This window comes from Desulfoscipio geothermicus DSM 3669 (genome assembly GCF_900115975.1).
GTDB lineage: Bacteria > Bacillota > Desulfotomaculia > Desulfotomaculales > Desulfallaceae > Desulfoscipio > Desulfoscipio geothermicus.
The window spans coordinates 39,240-56,755 of the sequence record NZ_FOYM01000024.1; the positions used below are offsets into that span (position 1 = coordinate 39,240).

A 17,516-nucleotide genomic window follows, 5' to 3' on the forward strand; every position below is an offset into this window, starting at 1 on the left:
GTGATGGAATGATTAATTATATTCATGAAAAAGCGGATATTGGTGTTAACGCAAGAATCGGACATTTTACAGTAGTTAATGAAAACGTAAAAATAGCTGATGATGTACAGGTGGGTCATAACGTTATAATTTATCCCGGGACCATTATTGACCAAGGCGTAATTGTCGGGGACGGTGCAGTTATCGGCAAACCGCTGACTGTCGCAGCCACCAGCACCGTCAAATCCGGTCAGAATCTCGAACCGGTCCGGATAAAGGAAAAATCTATTATTGGCGCTTTGGCTGTTATATATGCCGGGACGGTGATTGGCGCCTATACTCTGATCGGTGATCAAGCATCTGTGAGAGAAAAGTGTCAAATTGGTGATTTTGTCATCATTGGCCGGGGGGTTTGCCTGGAAAACTCCGTTTTAATTGAAAATTATACCAAAATACAGAGTGGCGCTTACATTACGGCCTATACCGAAATAATGGGTCACGTCTTTGTTGCGCCCATGGTAACTACAGCTAACGACAACTTCATGGGGCGTACCCGGGAACGTTTTAAATACATTAAAGGACCGGTTATCGAAAGAGGCGCCCGGGTGGGGGCGGGCGCAATTTTATTGCCGGGAATCAAAGTAGCGGAAGAAACCTTTGTAGCCGCCGGGTCGGTAGTAACCAGGGATACGGGTGCCAAAACCCTGGTCAAAGGAATCCCGGCAAGGTACGAAAAAAACGTGCCTGAAGAACAGCTGCTTTGGGGCACTGACAGGGAGGATATTGAATAATGATACCCCTTTTGGACCTGGTGGCCCAATATAATGCCATTTCCCGCGAAGTGAACGAAGCTGTACAACAGGTTTTATCCGGAGGGAGGTACATACTGGGCCCCAACGTGGAAGCATTGGAACAAGAAATAGCCGGTTATTGCGGTACGGATTACGCTGTCGGTGTGGCCAGCGGTACCGATGCGCTGCTTTTGGCTTTGGAGGCTTGTGGGGTTAAGCAGGGGGACGAAGTGATTACTTCTCCCTATACTTTCTTTGCCACCGCCGAGGTAATATCCAGGCTGGGCGCGAGACCGGTTTTTTGTGATATAAATCCTGACACATACAATTTAAATACCGATTTACTGGAGCGCTTGGTTACTTTACGTACCAGGGCCATTGTTCCGGTACACCTTTATGGGCAGGTAACCGGCATGGCTGAAATTATGGAACTGGCTCGCAAACACAATCTGGTTGTGGTGGAGGACGCCTGTCAGGCCATGGGCGCACAGCAGTACGGGAAAAAAGCGGGTGCCTGGGGAGATGCCGGTTGTTTTAGTTTTTTCCCTTCCAAAAACCTTGGCGGCTGTGGCGACGGTGGCATGGTTGTAACTTCTAATGCTGAAATCGCAGCTAAAATTAAAAAATTGCGGCACCACGGCACTGACAAGAAATATTTCCATTCGCTGGTCGGCTACAACAGCAGGTTGGATGAAATTCAGGCGGCTATTTTGCGGGTGAAATTAAAACGATTGGATGAATGGAATAACGGGCGGCGAGAAAAAGCAACCTTATATAACCGGTTATTTAAAGATACGGATATTGTCACACCCCTTGAAGTACCCGGAAGCAGGCATATCTATCACCAGTATGTAATCCGGCATATTCAACGGGATAAAATCATGCAGATTTTACAAGAAACTAACATAGGCTGCGCAGTGTATTACCCGTTACCCTTGCATTTACAGGAGGTTTACCAAAACTTTGGCGCCAAGCCGGGCGACTTGCCCGAGGCGGAACGGGCCGCAAGGGAGACGCTGGCCTTACCGGTTTTCCCGGAATTGAACAGGGCGCAGGTTAAGTTTATTGCGGAAAAAGTAATCTTCGCTTTAACTCAAAAATAGGAATTTGGCACATGTAAGCGCGCCACCGGCCGAAAAGGATGAATATACGTGTTTGAAGTAGGGATATTTTAATGCCTAAAATTGTCACAGTTGTAGGAGCAAGACCGCAGTTTATTAAAGTGGCTCCGGTTTCCAGGGAATTGAGACGCTTTCATCAGGAAGTGCTGGTGCATACCGGGCAGCATTATGATTATCTGATGTCGGAAGTATTTTTTGTGGAATTGGGTCTTCCACGCCCGGATTATCATTTGGGGGTTGGTTCAGGTTCACATGGCCGGCAAACCGCCGGAATGCTGACTGCTCTGGAGGATGTTTTTTTAAAAGAAAAACCGGACTGGGTACTGGTATATGGAGACACTAATTCAACTTTGGCCGGTGCCATTGCAGCAGTAAAACTACACATCCCGGTGGCTCATATAGAAGCCGGTTTGCGAAGCTTTAACAGGAGAATGCCTGAAGAAATTAACAGAATCGTAGTAGATCATATAGCAAACATACTTTTTTGTCCTACTGAAAATGCAGTAGCCATGTTGGCCCGGGAAGGTGTCACGGAAGGCGTTCACTTCGTGGGGGATGTTATGTATGATGCTATTTTAAGTTTTACGCCAAAGGCCGATCAAAGTGACATATTAACCAGGTTGGGTATTGAACCGGGTAAATACTGGCTGGCCACAGTGCACCGGCCGGAAAATACGGACCGGCCCCAAAGGCTTGAGAGTATTTTAGGCACCCTGTCCGAACTCGGAATACCTGTAATATTGCCGCTGCACCCCCGCACCGCCAAGAAAATTATTGAATTTTCTCTTACTTCTTTACTAAAAAACTTCGGAGTTATTGAACCTGTTAGTTATATAGAAATGATAGCTCTGGAAAAAAACGCGTGCGGTATATTTACCGATTCCGGCGGTATGCAAAAGGAGGCCTATATTCTCGGGGTCCCCTGTATAACTTTAAGGGATGAAACGGAATGGGTAGAGACGGTGAAAAGCGGGTGGAACATGCTGGTTGGGGCGAACCCGGAGTTGATAAAGCAAGCCGTCCGGCAATTTCACCCCCGGGGACCCAGGCCGGCTGTTTTCGGCCGGGGAAAAGCCGGCCTGGAAATTGCCAAATTGTTGTTGGGGGATGACTATGCAACATAATATTTGGATAATCAATCACTATGCCGTACCCCCTCAACTACCGGGGGGAACCAGGCATTACGAGTTTGCAGCGCAACTGGTTGCCCGGGGTTATGCGGTAACCATCTGGCTTTCATTATTCCACCACGGGATGCGGCAGTATGTTGATAAAACCTTGCGTAATCAGATTAAAAACGATTTACCCGGTAATTTAACCTTTAACTGGGTGTGGTCATTGTCCCATACCGGTAATGATTTGCGCCGGGCCCTCAATATGCTTACCTTTTTTATGCTGGTGCTTTTGCGGGGCCTTTTTGCGCCGGCACCGCAGGTTGTTATTGCTTCCAGCCCCCATTTACTGGCCGGTCTGGCGGGATGGGTTCTGAGTAAAGTTAAAAGAAGCCGATTTATTCTGGAAATACGGGACGTTTGGCCTGACAGCCTCGTGGTGGTGGGAATAAAGGAAAGCTCTCTAAACTATAAAATTTTTTACCGCTTGGCGCATTTTTTGTACCGAAAAAGCCAGCGCATTATTGTATTGACGGAAGGTATTAGGGATACGCTGGTGCAGCAAGGGGTTGACGAGAAAAAAATTGTTTTTATTCCCAATGGAGTGTCTCTCAACTATTTACAGCAAACAGAAAGCATTGAAGAAACCAGGCATAAGCTGGGCTTTGGCAACAAATTCGTTTGCCTTTACGCCGGCGCGCACGGGCCCGCCAACGCGCTGGATACAGTCCTGGATGCAGCCGGGTTGGTGGGTAATAATAAAGAAATTTTAATTGCGTTAATGGGCGATGGTCCCGATAAACCAAAATTACAGGCCAGGGCCCGGGAAATGAACTTAAAAAATTTAATTTTTTTGGATCCTGTGCCCAAGAGCGCAGTGTTGCAGGTGTTGCAGGCGGCAGATGCCCTTATTTTATCCTTAAAAAAAGACAAAATGTTTGAAGGGTCCAGGCCGAACAAGTTTTTTGATTACCTGGCAGCAGGCCGGCCAGTCATCTGCGCTGTGGAAGGTGAAGTCAGGAAACTGGTGGAAGAGGTCGGGGTAGGAATATTTGCCCGTCCTGAAGATGGGGAAAATTTGGCTGCTGCGATAAATCAGATATATATTAACCGGCATGAAATGACTGCCAGGGCATCCAGCAACGGCCCTTCGTATATTAAAAAGCACGCGAGCCGGGAAAAGATGACTGATATTTTGGAAAAGGCCATTACCCAAGATTGTGACGGGGTAGATGAAAGCCCGGCTGTATTTATTATGACTGTACATCGCTGGGATGACCCGCGAATTTATTATAAGCAAGCCCATTCCCTGGCCCGGAAGTACCGTGTAGAATTGCATGCTCCGGGGACTGGTAAACCTTTTGAGCGGGAAGGGGTCAGGGTTGTGCCCCTGCCCCAATATGGCAACCGGTATTTTCGCCCGCTCAATTGGGTGCGGCTGTTTTATCGTGGCTGGCGTACCCGGGCTAAAATCATTCACCTGCACGACCCGGAATTATTACCGCTGGGCTTCATTATCAAGATTTTGTTCAAGAAAAAAATTATTTATGACGTCCACGAAAATTTTGCCGCCACAATGGAATATAAGACATGGGTGCCCGCTTGTATGAGACCTGTTTCGGCTACGATATTGGGGGGGGCGGAAAAATGGTTTGCCCGGCGGGTTGATGCATTGGTACTGGCTGTTCCTTTTTTAAAGGAATTGTTCGCTGGTTGCGCTATGCCCAAGACAGTTGTTTGCAATTACCCCCTGTTAAATCAAATTCCCGGGCCAAGGGAACATAAGCGAACCAATATTTACAAAATAATATATGCCGGAGGTATTTCCAAACCCCGCGGTGCGGTCCAGATGGTGCGCGCCCTTTCCCGGGTGAACTGGCAGGGTAAAGACTTCAGGCTATATCTCGTGGGGCCCTGTCAACCCCACTCGTTTCGAAAGGAGTTAATTGATTTAGCCGTGGGTCTGGGTATGGCGGATAAAATGGTGTTTACCGGCCTTCTGCCACTGGAGGAAGTGTATAAACATTATTCTGATGCGGATTTGGGCCTTTCTCTGTTACACCCGGAAAAAAACTATATCAATTCCCTTGCTACAAAAATATTTGATTACATGGCAGCCGGTCTACCGGTAGTGGCCTCGAATTTCCCGCACTGGATAGAACTGGTGGAAGGCAATAAGTGTGGAGTGAATGTTAACCCGGTTGACGAAATTGCCATAGCCAGGAATATTGAAATATTAATTCATGACATTAATCGCCGTAATACAATGGGCATCAACGGCTACAGGGCATTTATTCTAAAATACAACTGGCGCACGGAAGAGCGGAAACTATTGAGCCTGTATGACAATTTATTACTGCCTGGCGGGGGAAATAAAAATGAATAAAAGTTATAAATATATTTTACTGACAATTTTAGCAATACTGACGTTTTGTATAATAATTTCGTTCTTAAACGGGGCCGATCCCCGGGTGACGGCCCTGTTATTGCTGATGACACTGGTATTCCTGGGACTTTTGCTTCCCAAAGAATATATAATCATTACAGCTATATTCCTGATTCCTCTGGCTCCCCATACCAAGTTGTTCAGTGAAAACTTGCCTGCAATGACCATAGAACTACCTTTTGCAGCAGTGTACGGGATAATGTTTTTGTACCCTGCCATGAAGCGGGCCGGGCAATTGAAAGGGCTATGGCTTCTGGTCGGGTGCTGGGGTATTTTTTCCATCCTGGTTGTGCTTAGCTGGAGGCATGCCGGCAGTAAAAATGCTAACGAACTGTTTGCCGTTAATCACTTTGCTTTTTTGGGCGCCCTCCTTGTCATGGCGGCAGCCGTCTATACAAATGATTTTGATTTTAAAAAGGTATGCCGGGCTTTTTATACCGTGGCGTTTGTAGTAGCTCTGATTGGATTGTTCCAGTATTTGTTCTTCCCTCACTTTATTAACGACCTGTATATTAACGCTTATATGAAATCAGGGATGGACTCGGGTTACTACGGGCGGATTTATGACAGAGCGCTTTCCACATTCGGTAATCCCCATACGCTGGGTTTGTTTCTGGGCATTATTTTAATGTTTGCAACGGGCAGTAACTTCTGGGGATTTACAAACAGGTGGACTAAATATGCCTGGATTGTAACTTTGCTGTCAGTTATCATCCTGACCCGTTCACGTACAACTTTTATTTGCTTGGTTTTGGGTTACTTATTTTTAATTTGTTTTAGAAGGTACGAATTGAAAAAAATCATTTATACCCTGGGGACTCTGGCTGCAATATTCGGCATAATAAACCATTATTTGCGAGACAACTGGATTGACAAATTGCTTAACTATGATATGTCTTTGCATGCCCGGTTTGTTAGATGGGATATGGCATTGGACCGCTTTATGTCATCACCGGTTTTTGGTGTGGGGCCAAATCCCAATATAAGAATCGGCAACGATATGTCTTCAGTGCCGATCGACAATATATATTTTACGGTTTTAGCTTCTTATGGCCTTTTAGGTACAGCCGCTTTAGCGTTAACCCTGTTTATTATTTTTTACCAGTTAATCAAACTGGCCAACTTTGATTTTAGATCCAAAAATATTGCGTTGGGGCTCGGGTGCAGCTTACTTATGCTGTTAATTGGCAATCTGAGCGGAGATTTTCTGTTCCATCCAAAGGTTATGGGCCCATACATGTTACTCTTGGGCTGCTTTATGGTTGCAGGTCAAATAAAAACCGGCGGGCCAACGAAAATACTGATTGTGGGTAATGCCAAAAGCATTCATATACAACGCTGGGGTACATCACTGGCGCAAAAAGGATTGTCGGTGCATGTGCTTTCCCCGGAAGCGCATGTTGTGGAAGGCTGTTCGGTACATGTGATCAAGGGGGCATCATTGTCTGTGCTGTCGCCGGCTGGTATGTTAAGCTTTGTCAGCAGGTTGTTGCAGGTGGAGAAAAAAATAAAAGTGGTTGATCCCGACCTGGTGCACATCCACGGCGCTTTTTCATTCGGCTGGTTTGCCGCATCCTGTAAAGGAAGCCCGGTTATTACCAGCACATGGGGCAGTGACATATACCGGTATGCCGGTGCTTCGCGGTTGAAATACAAGGTGGTTAAAAGCATCCTAAAAAGGTCGGATGTTGTGACAGTGCATAACAGGCAGATGGCGGATTATGTAGAGGAAAAATTTGGGGTATCCAAATGTTTTGTCTTACCATGGGGAATCGAAGACCGGGTTTTTAGGTTGGAAGATCACAAAGGGGCGGCCAATATTAGAGAAGCGCTGCAGGTCCCGGAGGCAAACAAAATTGTACTCAGTCCCCGTGGGATGACTCCTCTTTACAATATTGAAGTGATAATAGAAGCTATTCCGCTGGTGTTAAGGTCTGATAAGCACGTTACTTTTTGTTTTGTGCGGGGTGCCGGAAGCGCCGCATATGAAGCCCGAATGATGCAAAGGGCATTAAAATTAAAAGTGAACGACCACATACGGTGGATCAAGAAATTTCAAACTTCTGAACAGATGGCGGATCTTTACAGGGCATCAAATATCTTTATCAGCATACCGGAAACCGACAGTTCAGCATTGACCATCGCCGAGGGTTTGGCATGCGGCAGTATCCCGGTGCTTAAAAAGTTGATAACCTACCGGTGTTTTTATGAAACCGGGGCGGTTATATATACCGTGTCTGATTTGACACCTGCAAATCTGGCCGCTGTGGTTAACGAGGCGTTGAAAAAAGATGCCCGCGAAATAAGGGCTATAAACGCGGCGGCGGCGGCTTCCCTGGGTACATGGCGAAATGCGGTAAGCAGAATGGTAGAGTTGTATGAGAGTATTCATGCCGGGCGGCAGGTGAAAGGGGTTAGACAGGTTGAGTAGGATAAAGGGACATATGTTACAGGTAGCAATGTTTGTAATCAATAATTTTACAAATGACGCCAGGGTACACCGGGAAGCCGCTACCCTGGCGGATAGTGGTTACAGGGTTACGGTGATAGCACTCAAGGACGGCAACACGCCTGCTGAAGAAACCGTAGATAATTTTTACGTCAGGCGGATCAATCTGTTAACCAGATCCTTACCCAGAGTGCCCGGTTTTCAAATATTTAAGTACCTGGAGTTTATTATTTGTTCAGTGTTTCTGGCTGTTCGTATCAGAGCGGATATATGCCATGGACATGACCTGAATGCGCTGGTTCCTGCATTTGTGGCCGCCCGTGTTTTAAAAGCATATTTGATTTACGATACCCATGAGCTGGCCACAGGGCAAAACACCCAACGGCGCCGGATATGGGGGGAGATGTCTCTGTGGCATTATATGGAAAGATGGCTGATTAAAAGGGTGCACCTGGTGCTGACGGTTAGCCCCGGTATAGCTGATGAACTGGCCGGAATGTATGGGATTGACCGTCCCCAGGTAATTATGAATTGTCCACCTTACGAAAACGTAACCCGTAATAACCTGTTGCGCGAGTTTTTTAACTTTAATAAAAAGGATGTTATTGTAATTTACCACGGGGTATTTGGGCCAAACCGCGGGATAGAGGTGTTGGTAGAATCCTTTGTCCATATCCCGAAGGGATATAAACTCGTTTTAATGGGGCCGGATAACTCTTTTAAAGGTTTTATCAAGAATACCGTACGTAACCTAAATTTGTTGGACAGGGTATTTTTTCATCCGGCAGTACCTGTAAAAGATGTGGTTAAATATGTCGCTTCAGCGGATGTGGGGACTTTTTTGAGTAATCCGCAAATTAAAAGCCAGCAGCTTGGTTTACCGAACAAACTTTTTGAATGTATGGCGGCGGGCACTCCCATTGTAGTGGGAACCATTTGCCGAGAGCTGGTTTTGCAATTAGGGGTGGGCGTCGCCTGCGACCAGAACAGCCCGGTATCGCTGGCGGAGGCTATTCAAAGATTAACCACTGACAGTAATTTATATCACCGGGTTCAGCAAAGCGCTCGCGAATACGCCAGAAGCGAATATAACTGGCAGGCCCAGGGGAGAAAACTACGTGCCCTGTACGAAATGCTTCAGCACGAATCCCGCCGGCCCGGCATAAGTTAATATTAGTTTAACAAGTTAGTTAAGGGGTGCAAGGGTTGTTCCATAGGATATTGGTGTTGGCCCCCCATACGGATGACGGAGAATTTGGTTGCGGGGGCACCATTGCCAGAATGGTTGAGGAAGGAAAAGAAGTATACTATGCGGCATTTTCGGCAGCGGAAAAGTCCGTTCCCCCGGAATGGGAAAAGGACATATTAAGGCGGGAGGTTAAAGAGGCCACTGCCGTTTTGGGTATAAAACCTCAATGCTTGATAATCGAAAATTTTCCGGTGCGGGATTTCCCTGCCCTGCGCCAGGACATCCTGGAAAAAATGATTCAATTGCGTATGGAAATAAAACCTGATTTGGTTTTTTTGCCTTCGGTATATGATTTGCACCAGGACCACCTGACTATTGCCCGGGAGGGTATCAGGGCTTTTAAAAATATAAGTATCCTGGGGTATGAAATACCCTGGAACAATCTTACCTTCAGCACAAATTGCTTTATTGCCCTTGACAAAAGCCATGTTCAGAAAAAAGTGGCTGCTTTAAAGTGTTATGCTTCCCAGTCTTTCAGACCGTATGCCAGCGAAGATTTTATCTGGAGCCTGGCTCGCACCCGGGGTACCCAGATTAATGCTGTTTACGCGGAAGTTTTTGATACGGTCAGGTTATATATCAAGTAGCTTTTTTCATCTCTCTGATTGTGCCGCACAAGCGGCATGGGGATCTACCAACAAATTGGAGGTCTTGTTAAAATGGGGCAGCGTGGAGTTACGGTGTGGTTTACCGGTTTGAGCGGTGCGGGTAAAACAACTATCAGCCGGGCAATGGAAAAAGAGCTGCGGGTCAGGGGTTTAAATGTCGAAGTTCTGGATGGCGATATGTTACGCAGGAACCTTACCAGGGGGTTGGGATTTACCAAAGCGGACCGGGATGAAAATATCCGGCGCATAGCTTTTGTGGCCCGATTACTAACACGCAACCAGGTGATTGTGTTGGTTTCGGCCATTTCCCCGTACCGTGCGACCCGTGATGAGGTGCGGCGGGTGATAGGTGACTTCGTAGAGGTTTATGTCAATGCTCCCCTGGAAGTTTGTGAACAGAGGGACGTAAAAGATTTATACAAAAATGCTCGTGCGGGTAAGATCAAGTGTTTCACAGGGATTGACGATCCCTATGAACCGCCGCTTAACCCCGATGTGGAGTGTCGAACGGACCGGGAGAGCGTGCAGGAGAGTATGCAAAAAGTCATGCAAAAATTGGAATTATTGGGTTACGTTAAGCCGGTGGGGAGGTCCTGATGCATAAACCAATTTTCCTTCTCGGAGCGCATAAATCCGGAACCAGCTTGCTCCGCTCGTTATTTGACGGGCATAAAGATGTTTTTGTAGTTCCTATAGAGGCCCACTTTTTTCAACATATGAAATGGTGGGTTGATTATTCTTTAAGAAGAACGGTGCCTGCAAAACTGACTCTGGATCAATTTATAATCAATATTAAGGCCTGGGTAAAGCATTACAATGAATCTGAAGATTATCAAGCCGATAGTGTTGCCAGGGGAATATTTAACCTCCGGCGTTTCAATGATTATGTCGAGGAGTTTATCAATACCGCCCCCGGCCGGGTGGGCAATCTTTTTAATGTTGATACAGGTACCTTGTTCAAGGTTTATGTTAAAGCCATTCACTATTCAATCTACGGCTCAAGACTGCCGGAAACCGGGAGAATAGTGGAAAAGTCCGTTGAAAATGTGGAATTTGCCATGGATTTACAAGCAATGTTTCCCGATGCTGTTTTTATACACATAGTTAGAAATCCATATGCCAACCTGGTGTCCATCAGAAAATATATGACTAAGGATCATTACCCCAAATTAAGGCCCATATATAAGTCGTTATATAATTCCTATTATTTTTTATACAGAAACCGTCGGTTAATAAAAAATTACTTGGTAATTAAATATGAAGATTTAGCTCAAAATCCGGAACCTGTAATTAAACATATTTGTGATGTTGCGGGGTTGGAATTAACACCATCCATGTTTGAACCTACATTTATGGGTAAACCGTGGAAAGGTAACAGCACTTCGCCGGAGCAGTTTAAAGGCATATCTCCGAATCGCATTAACACCTGGCAAAGTGAAATTGCCCCGCTGGAAGTGGAGTTAATCAATAAATATCTTAGGCACGTTGTTGAGGAGTTTGAATATGGTGTTTTTAAGATGAAGAAATCGGTTTTTATTCCTGTAAGAAAAGAGTCTTTAAAGGCATACATTGCAAACCGGTTTTTATGGTGCGCCGGTTAAAGGTTGTTTCAAACAGCCTTGCCGGGTGAGTTTCTTATGTGGAGGCTCGTATGGGAAGTCTGGGTTTGCGTAAATTATTTATTAACATTGGTGGAACATTAGCGCGTCAAATGACTGCGGTTTTACTGGGCATATCTTTGGTGGTATTATTGGCACGCGCTCTGGGGCCGCAGGGTAACGGTACGTACGCTATGACCATCCTGCTCCCGACCCTGCTTGCCAATCTCTTAAACCTGGGCATTCCTTCAGCCAATGTTTATTATATCGGCCGGGGCAGTATTTCAGTGTATCATGCTTTTAAAACGAATATCCGGCTTTGGTTGTTTTTAAGCGGTCTGGGCGTGTTACTGGCTGTGCTCGTTGTCTGGGTGGGGGGCGAAGCACTTTTTCCGGGTGTTCCGAAAATTTTTTTATGGCTAACTTCATTATTGATATTTCCCATGGCGTTGTTGCAATTTTTGTTAACCAGCTTGCTGCAAGGAGTGCAGGATTTCCGGCGGTTTAATCATGTATTACTGGTAGCGCCCGCTGCTACATTGCTGCTCGCCGTTTTAACGGTATGGTTGTTTGACCTTGGAGTAGCCGGGGCGCTTACGGCTTTTGGCTTGGGTTATTTTTTGGGGTTGGTTTTTTCTATATATGCCGTTCGGACATATTTGCACGACAAAAGCAAAAGTACGCCACCCCCCGATTATGCCGGACAATGCATTGGTTACGGCTGGAAAGCACATTTAAGTAATATTCTTACTTTCATCAACTATAGGACCGATATCTACCTGGTCAACCTTTTTCTGAACCCGGCTTTCACGGGTATTTATGTCATTGCGGTGCAAATCGCGGAACGGTTATGGATGTTATCCCAGTCGGTCAGCACTGTTATTTTGCCCCGGTTATCCGAACTGCACCGTGATGAGGAAACCCGCAAGCGCCTTACACCCATTGTAGCGCGGTGGATTTTTATGGTGACGGTCGTTGCGGGAGGAACCCTGGCTCTATTCGCCAGTCCCCTGATTAAGCTTTTATTCGGCGCAAAATACCTGGCCGCCGCCGGTGCTTTGCTATGGTTGCTGCCGGGAATAGCGTTTACCAGTTTTTCAAGAGTTCTTGCCAATGATTTGGCCGCACGGGGCCGGCCGGATTTAAATATGTATGCGGCCTGTCTGGTCGTTATAGTAAATGTTATAGCCAATATAGTACTGATTCCCCGGATGGGCATAAACGGTGCTGCTTTGGCCACGACCATAGCATATACGGTTAATGCAGTTGTTAAGTTTTATTTATATGCCCGTTTGAGCGGGAATCCTTTGTGGCAGGTGATTGCCTTCAGTCGAGCTGATAGGGAGCTGTTGGCAAACGGAATAAATTCCTTTCGCAAACTGTTCGGTGGTTCGTTAAGTGCGGGGCAATTAATAAAATCCGCCAATACGAACAGAAGATATAAAAGATGTATGGATATTTTTTTTTCATTAATTTTTATTATAGCTGCCCTGCCCTTGATGGTTTTAATTGCCATGGCTATTAAATTTGAAACCGGTGCACCGGCAATATTTATCCAGGAACGGGCCGGTTTACAGGGGAGACCTTTTAAAATATATAAATTTCGCACTATGCTCAGAGATTTTGTTTCAACGGGCCAAAATTATGCTGATGAAGAAAAAAGGATTACCCGGGTGGGCAGGTTATTGCGGTCCACAAGTTTAGATGAACTGCCCCAGCTTTTTAATGTATTAAAAGGTGATATGAGCCTGGTGGGGCCTCGCCCGACTCTGCTTTACCAGGTTGAAAAATATTCCGACGGGCAAAAAAAGCGCCTGGATGTACCCCCGGGCATGACCGGATGGACCCAGGTGAACCGGGGTGAATGTTTCTCCTGGGAAGAGCGAATAAAAATGGACATTCACTATATCCAAAACTGGTCCCTTGGGCTGGATTTTAAAATATTATGGATGACTGCAGGGGTAATGCTGAAAAAACGAGTTGCCTGGGTGGACCAGTCTGATGACAGGATAGCCCGGATACCTACTGATGAAAGTTAATGCGTGGGGGGATGTAGTTGAAAAAGCTTGTTGTGGTAGGCGCCGGCGGGTTCGGGAGGGAAGTATTGCAACTCGCGATGCACCAAAACAAAATGACACAACAATGGAATATAATGGGTTTTGTTGATGATAACAGAAAGTTGCAAGGAAAGACAATCAACGGATTTCCCGTACTTGGGGACATTGACTGGCTGGCTGCCAATGCCGGCGATAAATATGCCGTTTTTGCTCTGGGCGAACCCAAGCTTAAAAGAAAGGTTGAGAAACGTTTGCAAAAATCGGGGATTCGTTATGCCACCCTGATTCATCCTTCGGCGGTTATGGGAGATTTTATTGACATACGGGAAGGAACCATTATTGCCGCCGGAGTGGTATGCACGGTAAATATTAAGATCGGTAAACACGTAATTATAAACCTTAATTGTTCCGTCGGTCATGATGTAGTAATTGGAGATTATGCAACCATCGCACCTGATGCCAATGTCATGGGTGAAACCAGCATTGGGGAAGGATGCTATATTGCCAGCGGAGTCACTGTCAGGGACGGTGTGAACATCGGTCAAAACACCATCATTGGTCTTGGTGCCGTGGTGGTTGGCAATCTTCCGGGTGATGTTGTTGCCCTGGGCTGCCCGGCTAAAGCGGTGCGGGAAAATACTGGCGGCAAAGTTTTTAAATAAATTGGGGGATAATTATGAATTTTAAGGTGGCTCCCTATACCCCGGGGGATGAAGGTAAAATACTGGAACTGTTCAGGTTGGTATATAACAGGGAAATGACGGGTGATTACTGGCGCTGGCGGTTTGCCGGCAATCCCGCCGGCAGCCGCATGATAGAGCTTTGTTGGGATGGTTCTACCCTGGCGGGGCATTACGCTGTGTCCCCGGTAAAGATGGTTATTAACGGAAGGGAGTATTTGACCGCCCTTTCCATGACCACCATGACCCACCCGGATTACCGGAAGAAAGGTATTTTTACCACCCTGGCCCGGTCTCTTTACCGCCGCCTGGAAAATGAAGGTGTGGTTATGATTTGGGGTTTTCCCAATAACAATTCCTACCACGGTTTTATGACTAAATTAAACTGGTTTCCCCTGGCCCGGATTCCCAAGCTGGCAATTAACAGGTTTCAAAAGGGGCAATTGCTGCCCGGCAGAAGCAGGCCGGAAATCATCGATGTTGACCGAATAGATCACCGGTTTGATGAATTATGGCATCAAGTTGATAAATCCGGTGTCAATATGGTGGTCAGGGACAGTAGATATTTACAGTGGCGTTATCTTGACAATCCTGTCAATAATTACAAAATATTTGCCTGGCAAGGTTTTACAAGTATAGCCGGATATGTAATATTAAAAACTTATCGAGACATTTCGGGGGAAGATGGTGAAATTGTCGACCTGATGGCTATAAATAATGAAATTAATTTTAAACTAATCAGCCATGCCGTTAATTATTTCTTTAAACAGGAAGTTGACAGAATAACGATTTGGCTTAATGCCCGTACAATGCTTTACCGGGCGGCCGTGGAATTGGGTTTTGAGCCTACAGATGAACTGACCCATCTGGGAGCGATGGTCAATGGCACGCAAATTTCCCAAAAAGATGTCAATGATTATACAAGATGGTTTGTTACCATGGGTGATTCCGATATCTATTAAAAGGTGGTGAGAAGTTTGAAATTATTGGTGCTGGCAGCTCACCCCGATGATGAAGTATACGGTGTCGGAGGGACGATAGCCAAGTACGCCCAAATGGGTGCCGAAATATATGTGGCCATTCTTACCGAGGGGTGTTCAGCGCAATATCCGGGGAGACCTGAAATGAAAGACCGTAAGCGGGAAGAGGCTCTGGCAGCCAATAAGATTTTGGGAACCAGGGAAATAATATTTTACGAATTGCCGGATATGAAGCTGGATGCGCTTGATCACGTGGAAATAAACAGTTGTATAGAGGATTGCGTAAAAAAGGTGAAGCCGGAAGTTATTTTTACCCATCACCACGGGGATGTAAACAAGGACCACCGGTTGGTATTTGATTCAACCCTGGTGGCGTCGCGTCCTTTAACCGGTAGCACAATAAAAAAGGTTTATACCTATGAGGTACCTTCCAGCACGGAATGGGCGGCGCCTTTTGAAAGGTGGTTTATCCCCAACTTTTACAATGATATTGGTAAGACTCTGGAAAAGAAAATCGCTGCTATAAAGGCATATAGTAGCGAGCTACGACCCTATCCTCATCCCCGCTCGGAACAAGCGGTACGCATTTATCACCGGCAGCGTGGTTTGTCATGCGGCCTGGAGTATGCCGAAGCCTTTATCCTGGTCAGGGAAGTGAACAGTTAAAAATAAATAAACGAATCAGCCGGCGTTTCAACGCCGGTAATTTTTTTGCTTTTTATTCTTGGATGGAGGGGGAGAGAAGGAGCACCCTTTTGCCTTAAATTGGCAAAGGGTGTGAAAAGGAGCTATTAAAAAATATGTCGAATTATGGTCTTAGTCCCCTAAAAAATGAAGTTTTGACAAAAGGAGGTTATGTATGTTAAAGACAAAAAAATGGGGCTATCTGACCATAACATTACTGGTCGCGGGATTATTATTCAGTTTGATTGGAACGGCGCATGCGGCGGTTAACATTTCCGGTACCGACCGGGCCGATCTTATCCGGACTTTTGATGTGCTGGATAAAGTGGGCAATAATGGCAACTGGTATCGGACAAGCACTAACGACTCCGGTGCCCTGGCCTGGAATGAGGGACCCGTGATATACTCTTACCTGCGAATGTACGAGGCTACCAGGGACAAAAATTATCTTGACCGGTTTATTTTACATGCTGACAGTATTCTCAAGAACCGTGACAGCGAGAGGGGAGTTTCCGATTATCGCGGGCTGAGCTTGCCGGCCTGGCGGGCGGGTGGAAAATATACCCTGGACGGCAAGTATTACATTTTTGCCGCTCACACGGGTATGATTGCCTCGCCTCTAGCTGATTTTGCCAGAATAGTCAAGGAATACAACTTGCAAGAATACCAGGATAAAGCAGCGGTTTACCTGCAGGCCGCCCGGGATGCGGTGGCGGTTCATGATGACGAATGGGTGGACGAGGGCGACCAGGGTTATTATATTATCAGAAAGGGGGCGCCGGTCTGGTCTGACGGAGTGGGCATTCCTTTCAACATGTACCTGATTTTGGGTGAAGCCCAAATATCCCTGTATCAGGTTACCGGAGACCCCATTTATTTGGAAAGAGCCACAAAAATGGCCCGGCATTTCAAGAGTCACCTGACCGTTGATCAAGCCACGGGGGCCTATGTGTGGAATTATTACTGGGGTCTTGCGTATACCGGCTGGACAGCCGCCAATAATCCCACAACCAACACCCCTGAATACAGAGGTTACAAAAATGTGGAAGATATTCGTCATGGTGTATTGGACATGCGTTTTGCAGAAAAAGCATACCGGGCTGGGATTGTGTTTAATGAACAGGATATGATTCGTTTTGGAAAGACTGTAACCAGTAATATAATTAAAGCTATCGACAGTGTGGCATTTCAAGTGGATGGCAGGGGGACCGACGGTACTAACCGGTTAACCGGTTGGACAATGTTGTATCCCTGGGCCCCGCAAATTCTTGACGTGGATAAAAACGCCCCTTATATTGCTGCGGGCAGCATGGCCGGGTTATCCTTGTATATTAAAGCTTTGTCTGAAATAAACGGTTGGAACGAGACCACCCCGCCGGCGGACAACGGCGGGAAAGGCCCCGGGGATGGTGGAATTACCCCGCCGTCCGACAATGAGCCGCCGGAGGAGCCGGTTAACGGTGGGACAACCCCACCGGCTGAAGAACCGCCGGCCGTACCGGAACAGGTGCAAAACGGCGACTTCAGCAACGACCGCACGGGCTGGCAGGGTAAATACGGTGAGCCGGGTGTGGAAGCAAACGGCAACAAATACATTTCCAACGGCGCCAACTGGGGCCTGTATCAGGATATTGCGTTGGAAGCGGGTAAAGAATACGTAATAAACGCCGATACCCGCAAAGGCAGCGCAGGGACTGCCGCGCGGATAGTGGTGCTGGGTATAGATGCCGGCGGCCGGTTGATCACAACAGACCCGGTGGAT

Annotated in this window: 14 protein-coding genes; all 14 read left to right on the top strand. The window is 46.5% G+C overall.

The genetic code is table 11. From position 1 onward, the window contains the following. Positions 1–8: 8 nt before the first annotated feature. Positions 9–770: an acyltransferase gene (locus BM299_RS13805; protein ID WP_092485464.1), complete on the top strand. Its 762-nt coding sequence runs from the start codon at positions 9–11 to the stop codon at positions 768–770. Beyond that, the gene (locus BM299_RS13810) at positions 770–1,873 is read left to right on the top strand and encodes a DegT/DnrJ/EryC1/StrS family aminotransferase (protein ID WP_342741337.1); all 1,104 of its coding nucleotides are present in this window, start codon (positions 770–772) and stop codon (positions 1,871–1,873) included. The genes BM299_RS13805 and BM299_RS13810 overlap by 1 nt, the downstream gene beginning before the upstream one ends. Positions 1,874–1,944: 71 nt before the next feature. Continuing rightward, a complete protein-coding gene (gene wecB, locus BM299_RS13815) occupies positions 1,945–3,015 on the top strand; it encodes a non-hydrolyzing UDP-N-acetylglucosamine 2-epimerase (RefSeq protein ID WP_092485470.1) in 1,071 nt (356 codons plus the stop codon). Next, on the top strand, positions 3,005–5,389 hold the full coding sequence (locus tag BM299_RS13820; protein WP_165608335.1) for a glycosyltransferase: 2,385 nt from the start codon (positions 3,005–3,007) through the stop codon (positions 5,387–5,389). Before wecB ends, BM299_RS13820 begins: the two co-directional genes overlap by 11 nt. Then, on the top strand, positions 5,382–7,880 hold the full coding sequence (locus BM299_RS13825) for a glycosyltransferase (RefSeq protein WP_165608336.1): 2,499 nt from the start codon (positions 5,382–5,384) through the stop codon (positions 7,878–7,880). The genes BM299_RS13820 and BM299_RS13825 overlap by 8 nt, the downstream gene beginning before the upstream one ends. Further along, positions 7,873–9,069: a glycosyltransferase family 4 protein gene (locus tag BM299_RS13830; protein WP_131820652.1), complete on the top strand. Its 1,197-nt coding sequence runs from the start codon at positions 7,873–7,875 to the stop codon at positions 9,067–9,069. The genes BM299_RS13825 and BM299_RS13830 overlap by 8 nt, the downstream gene beginning before the upstream one ends. Positions 9,070–9,104: 35 nt before the next feature. After that, the gene (locus BM299_RS13835) at positions 9,105–9,734 is read left to right on the top strand and encodes a PIG-L deacetylase family protein (protein ID WP_092485481.1); all 630 of its coding nucleotides are present in this window, start codon (positions 9,105–9,107) and stop codon (positions 9,732–9,734) included. A gap of 72 nt (positions 9,735–9,806) precedes the next feature. Then, positions 9,807–10,352, top strand: a complete 546-nt coding sequence (cysC, locus tag BM299_RS13840) for an adenylyl-sulfate kinase (protein WP_092485484.1) — start codon at positions 9,807–9,809, stop codon at positions 10,350–10,352. Continuing rightward, positions 10,352–11,356 (top strand): sulfotransferase family protein, encoded by a 1,005-nt coding sequence (locus BM299_RS13845; protein WP_092485487.1) that lies wholly within the window; start codon positions 10,352–10,354, stop codon positions 11,354–11,356. Before cysC ends, BM299_RS13845 begins: the two co-directional genes overlap by 1 nt. Positions 11,357–11,406: 50 nt before the next feature. Then, positions 11,407–13,392 (top strand): sugar transferase, encoded by a 1,986-nt coding sequence (locus tag BM299_RS13850; protein ID WP_092485490.1) that lies wholly within the window; start codon positions 11,407–11,409, stop codon positions 13,390–13,392. A gap of 17 nt (positions 13,393–13,409) precedes the next feature. After that, positions 13,410–14,072 (top strand): acetyltransferase, encoded by a 663-nt coding sequence (locus BM299_RS13855; protein WP_092485493.1) that lies wholly within the window; start codon positions 13,410–13,412, stop codon positions 14,070–14,072. Between the two features lie 14 nt (positions 14,073–14,086). Beyond that, entirely contained in the window at positions 14,087–15,052 is a 966-nt protein-coding gene (locus BM299_RS13860) for a GNAT family N-acetyltransferase (RefSeq protein WP_092485496.1), read from the top strand. Positions 15,053–15,067: 15 nt separating this feature from the next. Then, complete coding sequence (locus BM299_RS13865; RefSeq protein ID WP_165608337.1) at positions 15,068–15,736, top strand: PIG-L deacetylase family protein; 669 nt, start codon at positions 15,068–15,070, stop codon at positions 15,734–15,736. A gap of 193 nt (positions 15,737–15,929) precedes the next feature. Beyond that, on the top strand, positions 15,930–17,516 hold a 1,587-nt coding region (locus tag BM299_RS13870; protein ID WP_092485502.1), incomplete at its 3' end, for a hypothetical protein.